Annotated in this window: 19 protein-coding genes; 9 read left to right on the top strand and 10 right to left on the bottom strand. The window is 67.4% G+C overall.

Annotated elements, in window-relative coordinates; genetic code table 11:
- Window positions 1-3: 3 nt before the first annotated feature.
- Both WG902_RS10075 and WG902_RS10080 read right to left on the bottom strand, forming a co-directional pair.
- Window positions 4-7167: a HAMP domain-containing protein gene (locus tag WG902_RS10075; RefSeq protein ID WP_340059906.1), complete on the bottom strand. Its 7164-nt coding sequence runs from the start codon at window positions 7165-7167 to the stop codon at window positions 4-6.
- Between the two features lie 193 nt (window positions 7168-7360).
- A complete protein-coding gene (locus WG902_RS10080) occupies window positions 7361-8314 on the bottom strand; it encodes a Bug family tripartite tricarboxylate transporter substrate binding protein (RefSeq protein WP_340059907.1) in 954 nt (317 codons plus the stop codon).
- A gap of 242 nt (window positions 8315-8556) precedes the next feature.
- Here WG902_RS10080 and glgC point away from each other — a divergent pair, with 242 nt between their 5' ends.
- The 3 genes from glgC (at window position 8557) to WG902_RS10095 (ending at window position 12310) form a co-directional block, all read left to right on the top strand.
- Complete coding sequence (gene glgC / locus WG902_RS10085) at window positions 8557-9822, top strand: glucose-1-phosphate adenylyltransferase (protein WP_340060185.1); 1266 nt, start codon at window positions 8557-8559, stop codon at window positions 9820-9822.
- Window positions 9823-9832: 10 nt separating this feature from the next.
- Window positions 9833-11062 carry a multidrug effflux MFS transporter gene (locus WG902_RS10090; RefSeq protein WP_340060186.1) on the top strand — a complete coding sequence of 410 codons (1230 nt, stop codon included), beginning with the start codon at window positions 9833-9835 and terminating at the stop codon, window positions 11060-11062.
- A gap of 297 nt (window positions 11063-11359) precedes the next feature.
- Window positions 11360-12310, top strand: coding sequence for an alpha/beta hydrolase (locus WG902_RS10095; protein ID WP_340059908.1), 951 nt, complete (start codon window positions 11360-11362; stop codon window positions 12308-12310).
- A gap of 177 nt (window positions 12311-12487) precedes the next feature.
- Here WG902_RS10095 and WG902_RS10100 read toward each other — a convergent pair whose 3' ends face one another.
- Both WG902_RS10100 and orn read right to left on the bottom strand, forming a co-directional pair.
- Window positions 12488-14056: a DEAD/DEAH box helicase gene (locus WG902_RS10100; RefSeq protein ID WP_340059909.1), complete on the bottom strand. Its 1569-nt coding sequence runs from the start codon at window positions 14054-14056 to the stop codon at window positions 12488-12490.
- A gap of 224 nt (window positions 14057-14280) precedes the next feature.
- Window positions 14281-14862, bottom strand: a complete 582-nt coding sequence (gene orn, locus WG902_RS10105; protein ID WP_340059910.1) for an oligoribonuclease — start codon at window positions 14860-14862, stop codon at window positions 14281-14283.
- A 35-nt stretch (window positions 14863-14897) separates the two neighbouring features.
- Here orn and WG902_RS10110 point away from each other — a divergent pair, with 35 nt between their 5' ends.
- From WG902_RS10110 to trxC, 4 genes are all read left to right on the top strand, one after another.
- Complete coding sequence (locus WG902_RS10110; RefSeq protein ID WP_340059911.1) at window positions 14898-16160, top strand: M48 family metallopeptidase; 1263 nt, start codon at window positions 14898-14900, stop codon at window positions 16158-16160.
- On the top strand, window positions 16157-16492 hold the full coding sequence (locus tag WG902_RS10115) for a 4a-hydroxytetrahydrobiopterin dehydratase (protein ID WP_340059912.1): 336 nt from the start codon (window positions 16157-16159) through the stop codon (window positions 16490-16492). Before WG902_RS10110 ends, WG902_RS10115 begins: the two co-directional genes overlap by 4 nt.
- Before the next feature lie 12 nt (window positions 16493-16504).
- Window positions 16505-17431, top strand: a complete 927-nt coding sequence (rsgA, locus tag WG902_RS10120; RefSeq protein ID WP_340059914.1) for a ribosome small subunit-dependent GTPase A — start codon at window positions 16505-16507, stop codon at window positions 17429-17431.
- Between the two features lie 65 nt (window positions 17432-17496).
- On the top strand, window positions 17497-17949 hold the full coding sequence (gene trxC, locus WG902_RS10125) for a thioredoxin TrxC (protein ID WP_340059915.1): 453 nt from the start codon (window positions 17497-17499) through the stop codon (window positions 17947-17949).
- Window positions 17950-18169: 220 nt separating this feature from the next.
- Here trxC and WG902_RS10130 read toward each other — a convergent pair whose 3' ends face one another.
- The 6 genes from WG902_RS10130 to rpsP all read right to left on the bottom strand — a co-directional run bounded on the left by WG902_RS10130 (window position 18170) and on the right by rpsP (window position 22150).
- Window positions 18170-19168: a CobD/CbiB family protein gene (locus tag WG902_RS10130; protein ID WP_340059916.1), complete on the bottom strand. Its 999-nt coding sequence runs from the start codon at window positions 19166-19168 to the stop codon at window positions 18170-18172.
- Window positions 19169-19198: 30 nt separating this feature from the next.
- Window positions 19199-19915 carry a CoA pyrophosphatase gene (locus WG902_RS10135; RefSeq protein WP_340059917.1) on the bottom strand — a complete coding sequence of 239 codons (717 nt, stop codon included), beginning with the start codon at window positions 19913-19915 and terminating at the stop codon, window positions 19199-19201.
- 70 nt (window positions 19916-19985) lie between these two features.
- Window positions 19986-20372: a 50S ribosomal protein L19 gene (gene rplS / locus WG902_RS10140; RefSeq protein WP_340059919.1), complete on the bottom strand. Its 387-nt coding sequence runs from the start codon at window positions 20370-20372 to the stop codon at window positions 19986-19988.
- Between the two features lie 144 nt (window positions 20373-20516).
- A complete protein-coding gene (trmD, locus tag WG902_RS10145; protein ID WP_340059920.1) occupies window positions 20517-21260 on the bottom strand; it encodes a tRNA (guanosine(37)-N1)-methyltransferase TrmD in 744 nt (247 codons plus the stop codon).
- A gap of 13 nt (window positions 21261-21273) precedes the next feature.
- Window positions 21274-21870 carry a ribosome maturation factor RimM gene (gene rimM, locus WG902_RS10150; protein ID WP_340059921.1) on the bottom strand — a complete coding sequence of 199 codons (597 nt, stop codon included), beginning with the start codon at window positions 21868-21870 and terminating at the stop codon, window positions 21274-21276.
- 10 nt (window positions 21871-21880) lie between these two features.
- The gene (rpsP, locus tag WG902_RS10155; RefSeq protein ID WP_340059922.1) at window positions 21881-22150 is read right to left on the bottom strand and encodes a 30S ribosomal protein S16; all 270 of its coding nucleotides are present in this window, start codon (window positions 22148-22150) and stop codon (window positions 21881-21883) included.
- A 134-nt stretch (window positions 22151-22284) separates the two neighbouring features.
- Between rpsP and WG902_RS10160 the strand changes: the two genes are divergently transcribed.
- Both WG902_RS10160 and WG902_RS10165 read left to right on the top strand, forming a co-directional pair.
- Window positions 22285-22818 (top strand): GNAT family N-acetyltransferase, encoded by a 534-nt coding sequence (locus WG902_RS10160; RefSeq protein WP_340059923.1) that lies wholly within the window; start codon window positions 22285-22287, stop codon window positions 22816-22818.
- On the top strand, window positions 22815-23261 hold the full coding sequence (locus WG902_RS10165; RefSeq protein ID WP_340059924.1) for an NINE protein: 447 nt from the start codon (window positions 22815-22817) through the stop codon (window positions 23259-23261). Before WG902_RS10160 ends, WG902_RS10165 begins: the two co-directional genes overlap by 4 nt.
- Window positions 23262-23310: the final 49 nt, after the last annotated feature.

The following is a 23310-nucleotide window of genomic DNA, read 5'->3' on the forward strand; positions in this document are numbered from 1 at the left end:
GGATTAGCGGAAGAGCCAGACGCGCATGAGCGACAGCAGCTGGTCCGTGTTGACGGGCTTCGAAATGTAGTCGCTGGCGCCCGCTTCCAGGCACTTCTCGCGGTCGCCCTTCATCGCCTTGGCGGTCAGCGCAAGGATCGGCAGGGTGCGGAACGCGGGGTCCTTGCGGATCTCGCGCATGGTTTCGTAGCCATCCATCTCGGGCATCATGATATCCATCAGCACCATCGACAGGTCCGGGGTCTCCTTGATGATGTCGATCGCGTGACGCCCGTTGGTGGCGCTGAGCACTTCGACCTCGTGGTTCTCCAGCACCGAGGTCAGCGCGAAGATGTTGCGCGCGTCGTCGTCGACCACCAGCACCTTGCGTCCGTGCAGGACTTCGGCCGAGTTGTGCAGGCGCTTGAGCATGGCCTGCATGCCGGCAGGCAGGTCCGTGACCACGCGGTGCAGGAACAGCGCCGTTTCGTCCAGCAGCCGCTCCGGCGAACGCACGTCCTTCAGCACGATGCTCTTGGCCATCGCGTTCAGGCGCGCCTGTTCCCTCTGGCTCAGGTCCTTGCCGGTGAACACCACCACGGGGACGGTCGCGAGCTCCGGGTTCTGGTGCAGTTGTTCCAGCAATTCGAAACCCGTCATGTCGGGCAGCCGCAGGTCGAGCACGACACAGTCGAACTGCTCCGACCGCAGCAGCCCCAGCGCTTCGTCGCCGAGGCCGGCGGTGACGATCTCGATGTCGTCGTGCGCCAGCAGCTCCACCACGGCGTCGCGCTCGATCTCGTTGTCTTCCACCACCAGCAACCGCTTGGTGCGCGGGACCGTGAACGCCTTGAGCTTCTCGAAGGCGGACTCGAGCCCGGCGGTCGTCGAATCCTTCACCAGGTACGCGAACGCGCCGTGCGACAAACCGTGCTGCCGCTCCTCTTCCATCGAGATCACCTGCACCGGGATGTGCCGCAGTTCCGGATCCAGCTTCAGCTGGTTCAGCACCGTCCATCCCAGCATGTCTGGCAGGAAGATGTCCAGCGAGATCGCCGAAGGCTTGAACTTGCGCGCCAGCGACAGCGCCAGGACGCCCTTGGTGGCGACCAGCCCCTTGAACCCGTGGTCGCGGGCCAGTCCGAGCAGCACCCGCGCGTAGTGCGGGTCGTCCTCGATCACCAGCATCACCGGCTCCCCGGGGACGATCTCGTCGCGGTCATCGGCGATGTATTCGTCGCGCGCCGCCGGCAGGGTGATGACCGACGGCCCTTCCGCCAGCTTGTTGTTGCGCTCCAGCGTGGGCGCATCCGCGCCCGAATAGTTCAGCGGCAGGTAGAGCGTGAAAGTGCTGCCCTCGCCGTGCACGCTGTGCAGCTTGATCTCGCCGCCCAGCAGCATGGCCAGCTCCCGGCTGATGGCCAGGCCCAGGCCCGTGCCGCCGTACTTGCGCGACGTGCCGGCATCGGCCTGCTGGAAGGCCTCGAAGATCAGCCGCTGCTTGTCCTGCGGCACGCCGATGCCGGTGTCCTGCACCGCGAACGCGATCACCCGCTGGGTCTTGCTCAGGACCCGGTGGTCGGCGCTCCAGCCACTGGTCGCCAGGCCGACACGGACCTCCACCTTGCCCTGCGACGTGAACTTCACCGCGTTGGACAGCAGGTTCTTCAGAATCTGCTGCAGCCGCTTCGGGTCGCTCTCCATGGAGCGCGGCAGGTCGTCGTCGAACCGGATGTGCAGCGGCAGGTTCTTGGCTTCGGCCACGTGCCGGAAGTTGCGGTCGATGCTGTCGCGCAGGCCGCCGAAGGGGATTTCCTCGATGTCCACCGTCACGGTGCCGGACTCGATCTTGGACAAGTCGAGGATGTCGTTGATCAGGTTCAGCAGGTCGCTGCCCGAGGAGTTGATGTTGCGCGAGAACTCCACCTGCTTGGTCGACAGGTTGCCGGGCGCGTTCTCGGCGAGCTGCTGCGACAGGATCAGGATGGAGTTGAGCGGCGTGCGCAGCTCGTGCGACATGTTCGCCAGGAACTCCGACTTGTATTTCGAAGTGAGGGCGAGCTCGGACGCTTTCTCTTCCAGCGCCCCGCGCGCCTGCTCCACCTCGGAGTTCTTGCGCTCGACTTCCGCGTTCTGCTCGGCCAGCAGGCGCGCCTTGGTGCCCAGCTCCTCGTTGGTCTGCTGCAGCTCGATCTGGCGCGACTGCAGTTCCACCGTGAGTTCCTGCGACTGCTTGAGCAGGCCCTCGGTCCGCATCGTCGCTTCGATCGTGTTGAACACCGCGCCGATGCCCAGCGCAAGCTGGTCGAGGAAGTTCAGGTTGACCTCGGTGAACGGATGCAGCGAGGCCAGCTCGATCACGGCCTTGGTCTGGTTCTCGTACAGCACCGGCAGCACCACGACGCTCAGCTTGTTCGCTTCACCGAGGCTGGAGCCGATCCTGACGTACTCGGACGGCACGTCGGCCAGCAGGATGCGGCGGTTCTGCAGCGCGCACTCGCCCACCAGGCCCTCGCCGGTACGGATCGATTGCGACAGCGCCACGCTGCCCGATTGCGCATAGGTCGCCAGCAGCACCAGCTGGCCTTCGCCCGTCTCCTGCATGCTGCTGTGGTAGATGCTGCCCTGGTGCGCGTTCACCAGCGGCGCAAGTTCCGACAGCAGCATCTTGCCCACGGTGTTCAGGTCGCGCTGGCCCTGCAGCATGCCGGTGAAGCGCGCCAGGTTGGTCTTCAGCCAGTCCTGCTCGCGGTTCGATTCGGTGGTCTCCCGCAGGTTGGAGATCATCGTGTTGATGTTGTCCTTGAGCTCGGACACTTCGCCCTTGGCGTCCACCTGGATGGAACGCGTCAGGTCGCCCTTGGTCACGGCCGTCGCCACCTCGGCGATCGCGCGCACCTGGGTGGTCAGGTTGGCCGCCAGCAGGTTCACGTTGCCGGTCAGGTCCTTCCAGGTGCCGGCGGCGCCGGGCACGTTGGCCTGGCCGCCCAGCCGCCCGTCCACGCCCACTTCGCGCGCCACGTTGGTCACCTGGTCGGCGAACGTCGCGAGCGTGTCGGTCATGCCGTTGATGGTGTCCGCCAGCGCCGCCACTTCGCCCTTGGCCTGCACCGTCAGGCGTTGCGTCAGGTTGCCGTTGGCCACCGCCGTCACCACCTTCACGATGCCGCGCACCTGCTCCGTGAGGTTCGACGCCATGAAGTTCACGTTGTCGGTCAGGTCCTTCCAGGTGCCGCCCACGCCGGACACTTCGGCTTGGCCGCCCAGCTTGCCTTCGGTGCCCACTTCCCGCGCCACCCGCGTCACTTCGCCGGCGAAGGAGTTCAGCTGGTCGACCATCGTGTTGATGGTGTTCTTCAGCTCCAGGATCTCGCCCTTCACGTCCACCGTGATCTTGCGGTTCAGGTCGCCCCGCGCCACGGCCGTCGTCACCTCGGCGATGTTGCGCACCTGCGAGGTGAGGTTGGCGCCCATGGTGTTCACCGAGTCGGTCAGGTCCTTCCAGGTGCCGGCCACCCCAGGCACCACGGCCTGCACGCCGAGGCGCCCTTCGGTGCCCACCTCGCGCGCCACCCGCGTCACCTCGGAGGCGAAGGAGCGCAACTGCTCCACCATCGTGTTGATGGTTTCCTTCAGCTGCAGGATTTCGCCGCGCACGTCCACAGTGATCTTCTTGGACAGGTCGCCGTTGGCCACGGCGATCGTCACTTCCGCGATGTTGCGCACCTGGTTGGTCAGGTTGGACGCCATCGAGTTCACGTTGTCGGTCAGGTCCTTCCAGGTGCCGGCGACGCCGGGCACGGCGGCCTGGCCACCCAATTTCCCTTCGGAGCCGACCTCGCGCGCCACCCGCGTCACTTCGGAGGCGAACGCCGAGAGCTGGTCCACCATCGTGTTGATGGTTTCCTTCAGCTGCAGGATTTCGCCCTTCACGTCCACCGTGATCTTGCGGCCCAGGTCGCCCCGCGCGATGGCCGTCGCCACGTCCGCGATGTTCCGCACCTGGCCGGTCAGGTTGTTGGCCATGGAGTTGACGTTGTCCGTCAAGTCCTTCCAGGTGCCGGCCACGCCCGGCACCTGCGCCTGTCCACCCAGCTTGCCTTCGGTACCCACTTCCCGCGCCACCCGCGACACTTCGGCGGCGAAGGCGTTGAGCTGGTCCACCATGGTGTTGATGGTTTCCTTGAGCTCCAGGATTTCGCCGCGCACGTCCACGGTGATCTTCTTGGAGAGGTCGCCGTTGGCCACGGCGATCGTCACTTCCGCGATGTTGCGCACCTGGTTCGTCAGGTTCGAAGCCATCGAGTTGACGTTGTCGGTCAAATCCTTCCAGGTGCCGGCCACGCCTTCCACGGCGGCCTGGCCCCCCAGCTTGCCTTCGGTGCCCACTTCACGCGCGACCCGCGACACTTCGCCGGCGAAGGAGTTCAGCTGGTCCACCATCGTGTTGATGGTCTGCTTCAGCTGAAGGATTTCGCCGCGCACGTCCACGGTGATCTTCTTGGACAGGTCGCCGCGGGCGATGGCGGTGGCCACGTCCGCGATGTTGCGCACCTGCGCCGTCAGGTTGGACGCCATGAAGTTCACGGAGTCCGTCAGGTCCTTCCACGTCCCCGCGACGCCCGGCACCTGGGCCTGGCCACCCAATTTGCCTTCGGTGCCGACTTCGCGCGCCACCCGCGTCACTTCCGATGCGAAGCCGTTCAACTGGTCCACCATCGTGTTGATGGTGTTCTTCAGTTCGAGAATTTCGCCCTTCACCTCCACGGTGATCTTGCGCGAGAGGTCGCCCCGCGCCACGGCCGTCGTCACTTCCGCGATGTTCCGCACCTGACCGGTCAGGTTGTTGGCCATCGAGTTCACGTTGTCGGTCAGGTCCTTCCAGGTGCCGGCGACGCCCCGCACCACGGCCTGTCCGCCCAATTTGCCTTCCGTGCCCACCTCGCGCGCGACACGCGTCACTTCCGAGGCGAAGCCGTTCAGCTGGTCCACCATCGTGTTGAGGGTGTTCTTCAGCTCCAGGATCTCGCCCTTCACGTCCACCGTGATCTTCTTGGAGAGGTCGCCGTTGGCCACCGCCGTCGCCACGTCCGCGATGTTGCGGACCTGCGCGGTCAGGTTGTTGGCCATGGAGTTGACGTTGTCGGTCAGGTCCTTCCAGGTACCGGCGACGCCGGGCACCTGCGCCTGGCCACCGAGCTTGCCTTCGGTACCCACTTCACGCGCCACCCGCGACACTTCGCCGGCGAAGCCGTTCAGCTGGTCGACCATCGTGTTGATGGTGTTCTTCAGTTCCAGGATTTCGCCGCGCACGTCGACGGTGATCTTCTTGGACAAGTCGCCGCGCGCCACGGCGGTGGTCACTTCGGCGATGTTCCGCACCTGGTCGGTGAGGTTGGACGCCATGAAGTTCACGTTGTCGGTCAGGTCCTTCCAGGTGCCCGCCACACCTGGCACCTGCGCCTGGCCACCCAGTTTGCCTTCGGTGCCCACCTCGCGCGCCACCCGCGTCACTTCCGATGCGAAGCCGTTCAACTGGTCCACCATCGTGTTGATGGTGTTCTTCAGCTCCAGCACCTCGCCCTTCACGTCCACCGTGATCTTCTTGGACAAGTCGCCGTTGGCCACGGCGGTCGTCACCTCGGCGATGTTCCGCACCTGGCCGGTGAGGTTGGACGCCATGAAGTTCACGTTGTCGGTCAGGTCCTTCCAGGTACCCGCCACGCCCGGCACCTGCGCCTGGCCGCCCAGCTTGCCTTCGGTGCCCACTTCCCGCGCCACCCGCGACACTTCGCCGGCGAAGGAGTTCAGCTGGTCGACCATCGTGTTGATGGTTTCCTTCAGCGCCAGGATCTCGCCCTTCACTTCCACCGTGATCTTGGAGGACAGGTCGCCCTTGGCGATGGCCGTTGCCACGCCCGCGATGTTGCGCACCTGACCGGTCAGGTTCGAGGCCATCGAGTTGACCGAGTCGGTCAAGTCCTTCCAGGTGCCGGCGATGCCGGGCACCTGAGCCTGGCCGCCCAATTTGCCTTCGGTGCCGACCTCGCGCGCCACCCGCGTCACTTCGGAGGAGAAGCCGTTCAGCTGGTCCACCATCGTGTTGATGGTTTCCTTCAGCTCCAGGATCTCGCCCTTCACGTCCACCGTGATCTTGCGCGAGAGGTCGCCCCGGGCCACGGCCGTCGTCACCGTCGCGATGTTGCGCACCTGCGAGGTGAGGTTGTTGGCCATGGAGTTGACCGAGTCGGTCAAGTCCTTCCACGTACCGGCCACGCCCGGCACCACCGCCTGGCCGCCCAGGCGGCCGTCGGTGCCCACCTCGCGCGCCACGCGCGTCACTTCCGAAGCGAAGGACCGCAGCTGGTCCACCATCGTGTTGGTGGCTTCCTTGAGCTGGAGAATCTCGCCGCGCACGTCCACCGTGATCTTCTTGGACAAATCGCCGTTGGCCACGGCGATCGTCACGTCCGCGATGTTTCGAACCTGCGCGGTCAGGTTGCCGGCCATCTGGTTCACCGAATCGGTGAGGTCCTTCCACACGCCGGATACACCCCTCACCTTGGCCTGGCCGCCCAGCTTGCCTTCGGTACCCACTTCGCGCGCCACCCGCGTCACTTCGGACGTGAACACGGAAAGCTGTTCGATCATGCTGTTCACCAGCTTGGCCGAGCGCAGGAATTCGCCCTTCAGCGGCCGGCCGTCCACCTGCAGGTCCATCGGCTGGCCCAGGTCGCCCTTGGCCACGGCGCCGATCGTGCGGGCGATGTCGGCCGTGGGCCGCACGAGGTCGTCGATCAGGGTGTTGAAGGAATCCACCTGGCCAGACCAGCTGCCGATCGCACCGGGAGCGGAGATCCGCTGCGTGAGGCGGCCTTCCTTGCCGACGCTGGTGGAAAGGCGCGCGGCCTCCGTCGTGATCCGCTCCGCGTTCGCGATGCTCTGGTTGAACGCTTCGGCGATGCGGCCGTCGACGCCAGGCCACGCCACCGGCAAGCGCACGTCGAATTCGCCGTTGGCGAAGGAGATCATTGCGGCAAGCACCTGCATGGCACGGGCATCCGAGCCGTCTGCCGGCAGTGTCTGGATGCGGGGGATGCTGACTTTGGCGGACTTGGCCGCGGGTCGCGCCGCGGGTTTGGCCGGGCTCTTCTTCTTCAGGGCGGGAGGCGTGACGGCCTGGTCCATGTTGACTCCGTATTACATCGAATGCCTGGGCGCCGTGCGCATCCAGCGCACAAACCAGCCGTGGGGGCAAACACAAGGTGCAGACACGGCCGACCTCCGCCGGAGATCGGGCCCGGCCGCAAGTGTCGACGTAGTTTTCCGATGCCGTCGTAGGACGGAGCCGACACAGCGTGAAACAGTCGGTACCAGCGAATTATTCCGCCTTGGCGCCCGAGAACTGGACCGCCTTGGCCCACTTTTCGGTCTCCATGCGGTGCAGGGCCCAGAACTGCTCAGGCGTCCCGGGGATCGGCACGCCGCCCAGGTCCGCCAGCTTTGCCTTCATCACGGGGTCGGCGAGGGCGGCGTTCACTTCCCGGTTCAATCGCGCGATGACGGCCGCCGGCGTGCCCTTGGGCGCGGCGACGCCGAACCAGGCGCTGGCCTCGTAGCCGGGCACCGTCTCCGCCACGGCGGGCACGTCGGGCAGCGCCGGCGAACGCTGCGCCGTGGTGACGCCCAGCGCCCGCACCGTGCCGGCCCGGATGTGGGAAATGATCGATGGCATGTTGTCGAAGATCACGTCGACCTGGCCCCCGATGAGGTCCACCGTCGCGGGGCCCGCGCCCTTGTAGGGCACGTGCTTCATGTCGATGCCCGCCATGGCCTTGAACATTTCGCCTGACAGGTGCACCGAGGTGCCCGAACCGGACGAAGCCATGTTCACCTTGTCCGGATTCTTCTTGGCATAGTCGATGAACTCGGCCACCGTTTTGGCCGGAAAGTTCTTCGTGACCGTCATCACGTTGGGCACCCGCACCAGGCCGGCGATCGGGACCAGGTCGTCCAGGAACACGAAGTTGAGCTTGGAGTAAAGCGTGGCGTTGATCGCATTCGCCGGGTTCACCAGGAAGATCGTGTAGCCATCGGGGGGCGCCTTGATGGCCATCTCGGTGCCGATGTTGTTGCCGCCGCCGGCGCGGTTTTCGATCACCACGGACTGGCCGAGTTTCTGCGACAGGTGCTGGCCCACCAGGCGCGCCAGCAAGTCGGTGGTGCCTCCCGGCGGATACGCCACGATCCAGCGGATCGGCTTGTTCGGGTAGTCGGACTGGGCGACAGCGGGCAGCGCGATGAAGCCCGACAGCAGCAGGGCAACGGTCAACATTCTCCGGATCGGACGCATGGTGTCTCCTGGGTAAGGGTCGCGGAAGGCTACGGGGCGGCCCGGCCAGCGTCAATCGGGGTTCGCGCGAGGCACTGGCCATCGCCGGGCCGGCCGAAGGCGGCAGCGTCCTACATGGCCGGTCACGGCCGTGACCGACAGTCACTCTCGCGCTAACGGGGAACGGCATGAAGGAGAACTTGAGCATTCTGGATGCGGTCGGCGGCGCCGGCGGCGAGTCGGCCATGGAACGAAAGGTCCTGGCCCGTGAATTGCCGCGCCGCACCGTTGCGCTGGTGCTCGCTGGCGGGCGCGGCTCGCGCCTGCATGACCTGACGGACCGCCGCGCCAAGCCCGCGGTGTACTTCGGCGGCAAGTTTCGCATCATCGACTTCGCGCTGTCCAACTGCATCAATTCCGGCATCCGCCGCATCGGCGTGCTGACCCAGTACAAGTCGCACTCGCTGCTGCGGCACCTGCAGCGCGGGTGGAACTTCCTGCGCGGCGAGGCCAACGAGTTCATCGACCTGCTGCCGGCGCAGCAGCGCGTGAACGAGGCGTACTGGTACCGCGGCACCGCCGACGCCATCACGCAGAACATCGACATCCTGCGCGCCTACGGCCCGGAGTACATCCTGGTGCTGGCCGGCGACCACATCTACAAGCAGGACTACTCGCTGATGCTGCTGGACCACGTGGAGAGCAACGCCAAGTGCACGGTCGGCTGCATCGAGGTGCCGCGCATGGAGGCCACGGCGCTGGGCGTGATGCACGTGGACGCGAACCGCTGGATCACCGCCTTCCTGGAAAAGCCCGCGGACCCGCCCGCCATTCCCGGCAAACCGGACAAGGCGCTGGGCAGCATGGGCATCTACGTCTTCGGCGCCGAGTACCTGTACAAGCTGCTGGAGGAAGACCTCGCCGACGACAAGTCGGACCACGACTTCGGCAAGGACGTGATCCCCCGCGTGGTGGCCGAGGGCGGCGCGCTCGCCCACCCGCTGAACCTGTCCAGCATTCCATCGAGCACGCGCAACCGGCCGTACTGGCGCGACGTCGGCACGGTGGACGCATTCTGGGCCGCGAACCTGGACCTGGCCTCCGACCTGCCGGAGCTGAACCTCTACGACCGCGACTGGCCGGTGTGGACCTACCAGGAGCAGTTGCCGCCGGCGAAGTTCGTCCCGGACCAGCACGGCCTGAACGGGGAGACGTCGAACGTGCTGGTCTCGGGTGGATGCATCGTCATCGGCTCCAACATCCGCCGTGCCGTGCTGTTCTCCAACGTGCGGGTGGACGCCTGCTGCACGATCACCGAGGCGGTCGTGCTGCCGGATACCGTGATCGGCCGCGGCAGCCGCCTGACCAGGGTGGTCGTCGACCGCGGCTGCCGGATTCCCGAGAACACCGTGATCGGCGAAGACGCGGAAGCCGACGCCCGGCGCTTCCACCGCTCGGACGGCGGGATCGTGTTGGTGACCACGGAAATGCTCGACAAGCTGTCGATGTAGACTCGCTCGCCTGAACCCGAACGCACAACAGATCTGGACCGCGCCGCGCTGGGCGCTCGCGCTGCTGCTTGCCCTGCTGGGCATGCTGGGCCCGTTCTCCATCGACACCTACATCCCCGCCTTCTCCGGCATGGCGAAGGCGCTGGGCGCGACGCCGGTGGAGATGCAGCAGACGCTGTCGGCCTATCTCTTCGGCTTCGCCTTCATGAACCTGTTCCACGGCGCGCTGTCGGACAGTTTCGGGCGGCGGCCCGTGGTGCTGTGGGGCATCGCGGTGTTCACGCTCGCCTCGGTCGGCTGCGCGCTGTCGCAGACCATCGGCCAGCTGGTGTTCTTCCGTGCGCTGCAGGGCCTGTCCACCGGCGCCGGCTGGGTGGTGTCGCGCGCCGTGATCCGCGACATGTTCCCGCCGGAGCAGGCGCAGAAGGTCATGAGCCAGGTGACGATCTATTTCGGCGTGGCGCCCGCGATCGCACCCATCATCGGCGGCTGGCTGTTCGTGCACCTGGGCTGGCACAGCATCTTCTGGTTTCTCACCGCGGTCGGCGTCGCGCTCTGGATCGCCAACTACCAGCTGCTGCCGGAGACGCTGCACGTCACGCAGCGCCAGCCGTTCAACGTGCGCAACCTGATGCGCGGCTACTGGCAGCTCGGATCGAGCCCGCGTTTCCTGCTGCTGGCGCTGGCCAGCGGCATCCCCTTCAACGGCATGTTCCTGTACGTGCTGGCCGCACCGGCGTTCCTGGGGGACCACCTGCAGCTGGCGCCGACCCAGTTCTTCTGGTTCTTCCTGGTCACCATCGGCGGCATCATGGTGGGATCGTTCGCCAGCGGACGCCTGGCCGGGCGCGTCCAGCCCAAGCGGCAGATCCGCTACGGCTTCACCGTGATGGTGCTGGTGTCGATCGCCAACGTGACGGCGAACCTGCTCTTCACGCCGCACGTGGCGTGGTCGCTCATCCCGATCGGCGTCTTCTCGTTCGGCTGGGCGCTGATGGTGCCGGTGGTGACGCTGCTGGTGCTGGACCTGCACCCGGACCGGCGCGGCATGGCGTCGTCGCTGCAGGCCTTCATCGGATCCACGTCGAACGGCATCGTGGCCGGCGTGATCGCGCCGCTGGTGATGCATTCGACGCGCCAGCTGGCGATCACGTCCCTGCTGATGATGAGCGTGGGCCTGTTCGCGTGGCTGTTGCTGAAACTGCGCTGGCCGGAGACGGGGCGGGCGGCGATCACCTGAGCGTGATTGCGCCAGCGCACGCCTACAGGCGTGTCAACGCGGCGCCGACGGCGCCGGGCCCCGGACGGCGTATCAAGGAGCTTCGTCGCATGACATGAAAGCTCCGTGAAGACCAACCCATCCCTTCCAATCCGGCTCACGCTCCTGGGTGCGATCCTGCTGGCTGCCGGCTGTGCAGCAGTAGCCCCGCCCACCACGACCCTGGGCGCGCCGCCGTTGCAAGGTGCCGTACCGGCCTCGCCGGCTGCCCCCACTGCACCCGCGCCACGATCGTCGGTATCGGGCATGGATGCCGACATGCAAGCCGTCCTGGACGCGCATGCCGCGCTGAACCCGAAACCGCTTGCGAGCCTCACGCCCGAGGAAGCGCGGCGACAGCCGACGCCGGCGGACGCTGTGAAGATGGTGCTGCGGCAACAGGGCCGCTCCGCCGATCCCGCCGTGCTGGTCCCCGGCGTGCGGCACGTCGACCGGATGATCGCCGGCGCGGCGGGACCCATCCCGGCGCGGGTGTACACCCCCGCAGGCAGCGGCCCCTTCCCGGTCGTCGTCTATTACCACGGCGGCGGTTTCGTCATCGCGGACAAGGAGGTCTATGACGGCGGCGCGCGCGGCCTGTCCAAGGAAGCCAATGCGGTGGTCGTCTCCATCGACTACCGGCGCGCCCCCGAGAGCAAGCTGCCCGTGCAATGGAACGACGCGCTCGCCGCGTACCGCTGGACGCTGGGCAATGCCGCATCCATCGGCGGCGATCCGCGCCGGGTGGCGCTGGCCGGCGAGAGCGCAGGCGGCAACCTGGCCGTCGCGACTGCCATCGCGGCGCGCGAGGCGCGGCTGCAGATGCCGGTGCATGTGCTCTCGGTGTACCCGATCGCGCAGACCCAGCTGGACACCCCTTCGTACGTGCAGTTCCAGGATGCCAAGCCGCTGAACCGGCCGATGATGCGCTGGTTCCTGAACCAGGCGGCGCGGTTCCCGGCCGACCTGCGGGATCCGCACCTCGACCTCGTGCGCGCGCAGTTGCAGGGACTGCCCCCGGTGACGATCATCAATGCGGCGATCGACCCGCTCCTGAGCGACGGCGCGATGCTCGAAGCCGCCCTGCAGCGCGCCGGCGTCCCCGTGCAGCGCCGCGTGTACGAAGGCGTGACCCACGAATTCTTCGGCATGGCCGCGGTGGTGCAGGATGCCAAGGCGGCGCAGGCGTTCGCGGGGCAGCGCTTGCGGGAAGCATTCGAGGCGGGCTGAAAAGCAGACTGACAGCCGGACGCAGAAGACGCAAAAGTTACGCAGAAGTCGCAAAAGGACATCCAAAAGCCTTTTTGTTTTTTCTGCGTCTTCTGCGTAACTTCTGCGCTTTCTGCGTCCGGTTGTCCGGCTTCAAAAAAAAGCGGCCCGAAGGCCGCTTTTCATGAGAGCTGACGGTCAGCGCACCGGACGGCCGCGGCCGCCGAAGTCGCCGCCACGGTCGCGGCCGCCGAAGCCGCCTTCACGCGGGCCGAACGACCGGGCGCCGAACGAAGGCGCCGGCTTGCCGTAGCCGCCACGGTCCCCGCCACCCGGACGACGCTCGCCGGCACGGGCCGGCTTGCCGGCGTAGCCGCCGCGCGGAGCCGACGTCGGCTGGAAGCGCTGCTTCGGCTCCAGGCCGGGGATCACTTCGGCATTGAAGCGCTGCTTGCTGTAATGCTCGATGTCGCCGATCTTGCGACGGTCGCGGAACTCGGCGAACGTGACGGCCAGGCCGTCACGGCCGGCGCGGCCGGTGCGGCCGATGCGGTGCGTGTAGTCTTCGCTCTTCATAGGCAGGCCGAAGTTGAACACGTGCGTGATCGTCGGCACGTCGATGCCGCGGGCGGCGACGTCGGTCGCCACCAGGATCTGCACCTGGCCCTGGCGCAGCGCCATCAGCCGGCGGTTGCGGATGCCTTGCGACAGGGCGCCATGCAGCGCCACGGCGCTGAAGCCGGCCTGCTGCAGGTCGCCGGCGAGGTTGTCGCATTCGATCTGGGTGCTGGCGAACACGATGGCCTGGTCGATGCCGGCGTCACGCAGCCAGTGGTCCAGCAGCGCGCGCTTGTGCTGCGGGCTGTCGGCCCAGAACAGCACCTGCTTGATGTTGGCATGCGCTTCGGTCTGCGAGTCCACCTGCAGGCGCTGCGGGCTGCGCATGACGCGCGTGGCCAGCTGCTGGATGCGCGGCGCGATCGTGGCGCTGAACATCATGGTCTGGTGACGGTTGGCCGTCATCTGGTGCACCGCTTCCAGGTCCTCGGCAAAACCCAGGTCCAGCATGCGGTCGGCTTCGTCGACGACGAGGAACTGCACCTGGTCCAGCTTGATCTGCCCAGAGCGCTGCAGGTCCAGCAGGCGGCCAGGGGTGGCCACCACCAGGTCGGCGTTCTGCAGGCGTGCGATCTGCATCTGGTAAGGCATGCCGCCCACCACGTTGGCGATGCGCAGGCCCTTGCAATGCTTGACCAGGTCGATCGCATCGGCGCAGACCTGCTGCGCCAGTTCGCGCGTCGGGCACAGCACCAGCGCGCCGGGAGCGGCGGCCTTGAAGGTGCGCGGATTCATCGGGTTCTTGCGAACGCGCTTGGGCGGCGTCTCGCCGCGGGCGATGGCGTCGTCGTATGCCTTCTTCTCGGCGGTCTCGGCGGCGGCCTGTTGCGCCAGCAGCGTGTGCAGCACGGGCAGCAGGAAGGCCGCGGTCTTGCCGCTGCCGGTCTGGCTGGACACCATCAGGTCGTTGTACGCCTGGCCGTCCACCTTCTCGCGCGCCATCGCGAGGCCGATGCACTGCTTCTGCACCGTGGTCGGCTGGGTGAAGCCCAGGTCGGTCACGGCCGCGATGAGTTCGGGCGCGAGGCCCAGGGTCACGAAGCCATTGGCCACGGGAGCGGGAGTCGCCTCGATGGCTGCCGGAGCGGCGTCCATGGGTGCGAAAGTGGCGTCTTGGGCCACGGAAGGGTCTTGAATGAAGTCGGTCATGTGTTTTCCCGCGGCGCTGCCCAGGGCGGGCGCGCCGTCATCAGAATGGTTGGAGAACATCAACCATTCCAACGACAAACAGGCTGTGGGGCCTGCGGCCCTATCTGCTCGTGAGAGCGGGCCAGTGCGAGAAGGCGGATGCGCGTATCAGCTGCCTTGAAAGCAGCAAGCCGACGATTATGGCATGTTTCGGGTTTTCCCGCATCCCCGCGTTCCGGACCGCGTCAGGTGAGCTTCAGGAAGTGCTCGCGGTAGTGCACGAGCTCGTCGATCGACTCGTGCACGTCGGCCAGTGCGGTGTGGAGCTGCCGCTTGCGAAACGAGGTGTGCACCTCCGGCCGCCAGCGCCGCGCCAGCTCCTTGAGCGTGCTGACGTCGAGGTTGCGGTAATGGAACCAGGCCTCCAGCGTGGGCATGTACTTCACCAGGAAGCGCCGGTCCTGGCCGATGGTGTTGCCGCACATGGGCGTCCCGTGCCTGGGCACGTAGCGCATCACGAACTCCAGCACCTGCTGCTCGGCCTGGGCCTCCGTCACCGTCGAGGCGCGCACCTTGTCGATGAGGCCGCTCTTGCCATGGGTGCCCTTGTTCCACGCATCCATCAGGTCCAGTTGTGCATCGCTCTGGTGGACCGCGATCACGGGACCCTCGATGCGGGGCTCCAGGTGCGGGCCGGTCACCACGACGGCGATCTCGATGATGCGATCGCGCTCCGGGTCGAGCCCTGTCATTTCACAGTCGAGCCACACGAGATTCTGGTCGCTCTTCGCCAGGGTGTCGGGGGACTGTGCATTGCTGTCTGCCATGGGTGCATTGTCGCCGATGGCCTACCATTGCAGGCATGGATCCCTCCTCCTCGCTCACCCTCGCCTTCGCCGCTTTCCTGCTGGCGGGCCTGGCCGTGAAGTTCTGGCTCTCGACGCGCCAGGTGCGCCACGTGGCGCGTCATCGCGACGCGGTGCCGGCGGCTTTCACCGGCACCGTCTCGCTGGCCTCCCACCGGAAAGCGGCCGACTACACGGTCGCCAAGTCGCGCGTCGGCCTGCTCGAGACGGCCTTCGGCGCCACGGTGCTCCTGGCCTGGACGCTGCTGGGCGGCGTCGACGCATTGAACCGCGCACTGGTCTCCTGGCTCGGCACCGGGATGACCCAGCAACTCGCCTTGCTCGCATGCTTTGCGGTCATCAGCGGCCTGCTCGACCTGCCTTTCACGCTGTACCAGACCTTCGTGGTGGAAGAGCGATTCGGCTTCAACAAGATGACGTGGAAACTGTGGCTGGCCGATGCGGTGAAGGGCACGGCGATCGGTGCGCTGGTGGGACTGCCGATCGCAGCGCTGATCCTGTGGCTGATGGGCGCGGCCGGAGACCTGTGGTGGCTGTGGGCCTGGGCGGTGTGGATGGGATTCAACCTGCTGCTGCTGGTGATCTACCCCACCTTCATCGCGCCGCTGTTCAACAAGTTCCAGCCGCTGGAAGACGAGACGCTGAAGGCCCGCGTCACCGCGCTGATGCAGCGCTGCGGCTTCGCGGCCAAGGGCCTGTTCGTCATGGACGGCAGCAAGCGCAGCGCCCATGCCAACGCGTACTTCACCGGTTTCGGCGCGGCCAAGCGCGTGGTCTTCTACGACACGTTGCTGAACAAGCTGTCGCCCGGCGAGGTGGACGCGGTGCTCGCCCACGAGCTCGGGCATTTCAAGCACAAGCACATCGTCAAGCGCATCGTGGCCATGTTCGCCCTCAGCCTGGCCGGATTCGCCCTGCTCGGGTGGCTGGCGTCACGGGCCTGGTTCTACACGGGCCTGGGCGTGCGGCCCAACCTGGACGGCCCGAACGACGCGCTGGCGTTGCTGCTGTTCATGCTGGCGGTTCCGGTGTTCACCTATTTCATCTCGCCGGTGATGGCGCGCCTGTCGCGCAAGCACGAGTTCGAGGCCGATGCCTTCGCCGCGCAGCAGACCAGCGGTTCCGACCTGGGCACGGCGCTGCTGAAGCTGTACGAAGACAACGCCTCGACGCTCACGCCGGACCCGGTGTTCGTCCAGTTCTACTACTCGCATCCGCCCGCCTCGGAGCGGCTGGCGCGCCTGGGAGCACCGGCATGACCGACCCCTTGCTGCAGGTGCGGGACGCGGCGCAACCGCGCCGCGCGCTGACGCCCACCGAAATCGTCCGGCGGCTGGCCGACTTGCCCGGCTGGCGCCTGAGTGGCGACGGCGACGACGTCGCCATCGAGCGCAGCTTTGGTTTCGCCAACTACTACGAAACGATGGCCTTCGTGAACGCGCTGGCCTTCGTGGCCCATGCGCTGGACCACCATCCGGACTTGTCGGTGCACTACAACCGCTGCGAGGTGCGCTGGCGCACGCATGACGTGCACGGAATCTCGGACACCGACTTCGCGTGTGCTGCCCGCACCGACGGACTCCTCGCATGACGGACCGCCGCCTTGGCTGATACCGGCGATGCGCACGCCGGCCTGGTGGTGGCCACCCACGGCCGCCATTGCCTCGTGGAATCGGCCGATGGCGTGCGCCGCCTGTGCCACGCCCGCGGCAAGAAGAACGAAACGGTCGTAGGCGACCGCGTGCAGTGGCGCATCACGGGAGACGAGGGGGTGATCGCCCGGGTGGAGCCGCGCCGCAACCTGTTCTACCGGCAGGACGAGGTCCGCACCAAGTCGTTCGCGGCCAACCTGGACCTCGTGCTGGTGCTGATCGCCGCCGAGCCCGAGTTCTCCGAGATGCAGCTCGCCCGGGCGCTCATTGCCGCGGAGGCCGAGCGCATCGCCCCGCTGATCGCCTTGAACAAGAGCGACCTGGTCGAGCCCTTCGAGCGGGCCTGGACCCGCCTGCTGCCCTACCAGCACATGGGTTACGGTGTGCTGCCGCTGTCGTTGCGCCTGTCCAAGGACACCGACCACGAGCACCTGCTCAAGCACATTCGCGGCAAGACGACGCTGGTGCTGGGGCCTTCGGGCGCGGGCAAGAGCACGCTGATCAACCTGCTGGTGCCGCAGGCCCAGGCGCTCACCGGCGAGATCTCGCAGGCGCTCAACTCCGGCAAGCACACGACGACCGCGACCACCTGGTACTGGACCGACGACGCGCGCACCACGGCCATCATCGACTCGCCCGGCTTCCAGGAATTCGGGCTGCACCACATCGACCGCATGCAGCTCGCCGGATTCATGCCCGACCTGAAACCGCACGTTGCCAACTGCAAGTTCTACAACTGCACGCACCTGCACGAGCCGGGCTGCGGCGTGCTGGCTGCCCTGGCCGACAAGCCGGGCGCGCGCAAGGACCAGGTGGAGCCCAGCCGTCATCGCATCTATCGCACGCTGTTCGAAGAGCTTTCGCAAACGCGCTACTAAGCGCAACAGGCTCTTGTACGCCGCTGGTGCAGCCCTATCTTGGTGGGAGAAGGAGCCCACCACCGATGAATCTGCTGCACGTCGTCTGCCCGCACTGCCACACGACCAATCGCGTCCACACCGATGACCTGGCGAGCGCACCCGACTGCGGCAAGTGCCACGAGGCGCTTTTCACCGGCCACCCGGTGAACCTCAGCGCCACCGACTTCGATCGCCACATCACGCGCAGCCAGTTGCCGGTGCTGGTGGACTTCTGGGCCCCCTGGTGCGGGCCGTGCCGCTCGATGGCACCGGCCTTCGAGCAGGCCGCCGCGCAGCTGGAGCCGAGAGCCCAGCTGGTGAAGGTCAATACCGACGAGGCGCAAGGAGTCGGCGCGCAGCTCAACATCCGCAGCATTCCGACGATGGTGCTGTTCGTCGGCGGCAAGGAAGTGGCGCGGCAGGCCGGCGCCATGGGCGCGGGCGACATCGTGCGGTGGGCGCAGTCGCAGATGAGCCGGGCGTCGACGGCGGCGTGATGCGCGTCGGGTCGCTTCGCGAACCCGACCTGCGGCGTGTCGGGGGTCGCTTCGCGAACCCGACCTACCGGGGTGTCGGGGTCGCTTCGCGAACCCGACCTGCCGGGGGTGTCGGGGTCGCTTCGCGAACCCGACCTACGGGGGTGTCGGGGTCGCTTCGCGAACCCGACCTACGGATCCGGCGTAGGTCGGGTTGCGCGCAGCGCACCCCGACATGCGTTCACCCGATCAGCCGCGCCAGCGTCAAAAGCGCCAGCAGCACCATCCACAGCACCACCGAGCGCCACACCAGCCCCACCACGCTGCGCAGGTGCGCGATCTCGGCCTCGCGACCGGGCGTGCTGTCGGTGTCGAGCGGCGCAGCGGCGCTATCGCCCGCCGCCTGGAAACCGCCGGTGGTGTTGGGCCCGAAGGCCGGCCGCAGCGCCTCGCCGCCCAGCCGCACGTTCACCGCGCCCGACGTCGCCGCGAGGACGACGCCGTCGTTGTCATCGGGAAAGCGCGCGGAGAAATGGCGCCAGCTGTCGATTGCTTCCTCGAAGCTGCCCACCACGGCGAACGCCATCGCCGTCATCCGCGCCGGCAGCCAGTCGACCACTTTCCATGCCCCCGCGGCCGCTGACTGCAGGGCCTCGCTGGCCGGCTGAACCTCCATGCGGCTGCGATGGCGCCAGTAGCGCGCCACGAATTCGGCCATCCGGTACAGCACCGCGCCCGCCGGACCGAAGCCGAGGGCGGCAAGGATCGAGAACCACGCCAGCACACCGAACACATGGCGGTGCGCGGCCAGCACCGAATACTCGATCACATGCCGCACGATCTCGCTGCGCGGCAACTCGCTGGCGTCCACCCGCTGCCACTGCGCCAGCAGCGTGCGCGCGCGGGTCTCGTCGCCGGCCTCCAGCGCATCGCGGATCGCGGTGAAGTGATGGCTGAACTGGCGAAAGCCGAGCGTCGCATACAGGACCACCGCGCTCCACACCACGGCGGCGGGCCAGCCCACCCACAGCAGCAAGGCCCAGTGGATGGCCAGCGCCAGCACGGCCGGCCCGGCGACGGCCAGGAGCCACGTCACCCAGCCATGCTGCGGGCCGCCGGCGTCGAAATTCCGGCTGACCCAACGCGCCCAGACCCGCAGGCCGGAGTGGATGGGGTTGTGCGGTCCCAGCGGCCGCACCTGCTCGATCAGCAGGGCGAACAGGATCGCGAAGAAGGACATGCGCGGATGATAGCCGCGCCTTCGTGTTTCTCAGGCGGCCAGGAAACGGTAGAAGTTGCGCAGCATGCCCGCCGTTGCGCCCCAGATGAACCGCTCCTTGCCAGCCTCCGCGTACGGCATGGAAAACCATTCGCGCCGCGTCCCGCTGAATTCGATGATGTGCCGGCGGTGGTTGGCCGGATCCATCAGGAAGTCGAGCGGCACTTCGAAGGCATCGGCCACCTCGAGGGCGTTCAGCGCAAGGCGGTAATCCGGCTGCACCAGGGCGATGACGGGTGTGACGATGAACATCGTGCCGGTGGTGTAGGTGGGCAAGTCGCCCAGCACTTCCGCCAGGCCGCGATCGAGGCCGATCTCCTCGTGCGCCTCGCGCAGCGCCGTGTCCGCCGGGCCGAGGTCCGTGTCGTCCCGCTTGCCACCCGGAAAGGCGACCTGCCCCGAATGGGTGGTCATGCGCACGGCGCGCTCCGTCAACAGCACCATCGGCCGCTCGCGCATGACGATCGGCACCAGCACGGCCGCGTGCGCGGGCTGGCGATCGGTGAAGCGCGGTTCCGAGCGCAGCTCCTGCTCCCATGCCGGCGGCCGGGCAAAGCGCAGGCGCAGCGCGTCCGGCCGCAGCTGCGCGGGCGGCACCGGAGGCAGGTGCGCGTCGACGCCGACCACCGGGACCTCACGCGGGTCGAAGTTCGGCAGCTTGGACAGCGGCGTGTCCGGCGGGATGGCGGGGGACGGATCGATGGGCATGGTGGCGCTGAATGCGAAAACCGCCGCAAGCGGGGGCCGGCGGCGGTCTTGGCGGGAAGCGGGACGTCGCTTATTCGGCGGCGACCGCGGTCTTCGCGCCCCTCTGGGCCAGCTTTTCCTTGATGCGGGCCGACTTGCCGCTGCGCTCGCGCAGGTAGTACAGCTTGGCACGGCGGACGTCGCCGCGGCGCTTGACTTCGATGCCGGCGATCAGCGGGCTGTAGGTCTGGAACGTGCGCTCGACGCCTTCGCCGCTGGAGATCTTGCGCACCGTGAAGGCGCTGTTCAGGCCGCGGTTGCGCTTGGCGATGACGACGCCTTCGTAGGCCTGCGCGCGCTTGCGGCTGCCTTCGACGACGTTGACCGACACGATCACCGTGTCGCCGGGGGCGAAGTCGGGGATCTTCTTGCCCAGGCGGGCGATTTCCTCTTGTTCGAGGGTCTCAATCAGGTTCATGCGAGTCTCACGTCGATCGTGTCCGCGCTACACGGAAGGTCCTGCTTCGCACGCAGCGGCCATGAAGGCTGCTGCAGCTTGCGCACCCTGCAGCGGGTGGCGTTGCGGCTTGGACGGCCGGACAGAGGATCGGGAAGCCCGAGATTATAGCTTGGCGAGGAATGCCTCGTCCAGGCGGGTCAGCCGGCCCTGCCCGCGCGCCGCCTCGATCAGGTCCGGCCGGTGCCTGGCCGTGAGGGCCAGGCGCTGCTGGCGCCGCCAAGCCGCGATCTGCGCGTGGTGGCCGGACAGCAGTTCCTCGGGCACCTTGCGGCCCTCCCACTCCTCGGGGCGGGTGTAGTGCGGGCAGTCCAGCAGGCCGTCGAGCGCCGGGTTGAAGCTGTCCTCCTGGTGGCTGCCGGCGTCGTTCAGCACGCCCGGCTGCAGGCGGGCCACGGCGTCCAGCAGCGCCATGGCGGCCACCTCGCCGCCGGACAGCACGAAATCGCCCAGGCTCAGCTGCACGTCCACGTGGGCGTCGATGAAACGCTGGTCGATGCCTTCGTAGCGGCCGCAGACCAGGACGGCGCCGGCGCTCGCGGACCAGCTCTCCACGCCGGCGTGGTCCAGCCGCTGGCCGACGGGGGAAAAGAGCACCACGGGGGCGGCTTCGGCGCGTTCGGCCCGCACCGCGGCCAGGCAGCGCGCCAGCGGCTCGGCCAGCATCACCATGCCGGGGCCGCCGCCGAACGGGCGGTCGTCCACCCGACGGTAGTTGCCTTCGGCGAAATCGCGCAGGTTCCACACGCGCACGTCGACCAGTTTCGTCTCGTAGGCGCGGCGGGTCACGCCCGCGGCCAGGAACGGCGCGAACAGTTCGGGGAACAGGGTGATGAGGTCGAAGCGCATGGGATGCGCCGGACTAGTAGTCGGCCTGCCAGTCGACCGTGATGCGGCGCGCCGGGAGGTCGACGCCGTCCACGTAGGCTGACACGAACGGGATCATCCGCTCCTGCGGCTGGCCCCCGGCCTCGTACTCGATCACCAGCACCGTCTGCGGACCGGTGGACAGCATTTCCTTGACGCGGCCCAGGGCCAGGCCTTCGCGGTTGACCACGTCCAGCCCGAGCAGGTCGACCCAGTAGAACTCGTCCTTGCCCGCAGTGGGAAAGGAAGAACGGGGCACGAACACGCGGGCGCCGCGCAGCAATTCCGCGGCGGAGCGGTCCTCCACGCCGTCGGCGCGCGCGACCACGGAGTCGGAGTGCTCCTTGGATTCGCGCACGCGCAGCAACACCGTGCCCGAAAAGGTCTTGGCGCCCCTCTCGGACGGCTGCAGGTACCAGCGCGTGGTGGAAAAAAGCGCCTGCGGATCGGCGCTGTGGGCCAGGACGCGAAACCAGCCCTTGACCCCCCAGGCATCGGCGATGCGCCCGACCTCGATGGCATCGGCGGGAAGTTCCGCCGGTTCGATCTCCGCGGGTAGCGAGGCTGCTACCGGACGGCCGGACGCGGCCACGGAAGCTACCTCAGGCGGCAGCGGCAGCGGCGGTCGCCGGGAGCGTGCCCTGCTTGAGCAGGCGCTCCACGGTGGGGGACGCCTGGGCGCCCACGCCACGCCAGTACGTGAGGCGGTCCTGCGCGACGCGCAGCTTTTCCTCGCCGTCCTTGGCCAGCGGGTTGAAGAAACCCAGCCGCTCGATGAAGCGGCCGTCACGGCGCACGCGCTTGTCGGCGACGACGATGTTGTAGAACGGACGGGCTTTCGCGCCGCCGCGGGAGAGTCGAATGACGACCATGATTTATCCTTCGGGTGGTTGGTTGCTGCCCCTCGGGCATGCATCCAAAATGTTCTTCAGGCGTTGAGACACGCGACTGGCCACCCGGCCAGCGACACGCCGAAAAGCCCACGATTATAACGTCTTCCCACCTTATGCTGACTTTGCGTACGAGCACCGAGCAGGACATCGCTGCCATCACCTCGATCTACGCCCACCATGTGACCCACGGTACCGGCACGTTCGAGACATCGCCGCCGGACGAAACGGAGATGGCGGCGCGGCGCGCCGACGTGCTTGCCAAGGGCCTGCCCTACCTGGTGGCGGAGAACGACGGGCAGGTGCTCGGCTTCGCCTACTGCCAGTGGTTCAAGCCCCGCCCCGCCTACCGCTTCTCGGCGGAAGACTCGATCTACCTGCACCCCGACGCAGCCGGCCAGCGCATCGGCAACAAGCTCCTGACCGAGCTGACCCGGGAAGCCGAGGCGATCGGCTTGCGCAAGCTCATCGCCGTGATCGGGGATTCCGCCAACGCACGCTCGATCGGCGTGCATCGCGCGGTGGGCTTCCGCCACGTCGGCACCATCCAGTCCTGCGGCTGGAAGTTCGGCCGCTGGCTGGACATCGTGATGATGGAGAAGGCGCTTGGCGAAGGCAGCCGCACGGCGCCGGAAGCGCCATCTCCATGAAGAACAAGACCGTCGCGACCTGGCTGGCTTTCCTTGGCGGCCCGCTGGGGCTGCATCGGTTCTACCTGCACGGCGCCGGCGACTGGCTCGGGTGGCTGCTGCCCCTGCCGACGCTGCTGGGAGCCTACGGCGTGCTGCGGATGGGGAGCCTGGGCCAGGACGATCCCCTGAGCTGGGTGCTCACGCCGCTGCTCGGGTTTACCGTGGCGGGCTGCTGCCTCACGGCCATCGTCTATGGCCTTCGCAAACCCGAAGAGTGGAATGCGCGCTTCAATCCCGGAGCGGATGCGCAGGCGCCGGCGGGGCAGACCGGCTGGCCGACGATCTGGGCGGTCGCCTTGTCCCTGATGCTCGGCGCCGCCGTGCTCATGACCAGCATCGCCATCAGCTTCCAGGCGTATTTCCAGAGCCAGGTCGAAGAGGGTCGGGCGATCAGCCAGTAGGGGCGAAGGTTGGCGGGGTCGCTGCGCGAACCCGCCCTACCAAATCCGG

Source organism: Ramlibacter sp. PS3R-8 (assembly GCF_037572435.1).
In the GTDB taxonomy this organism is placed as follows: domain Bacteria; phylum Pseudomonadota; class Gammaproteobacteria; order Burkholderiales; family Burkholderiaceae_C; genus Ramlibacter.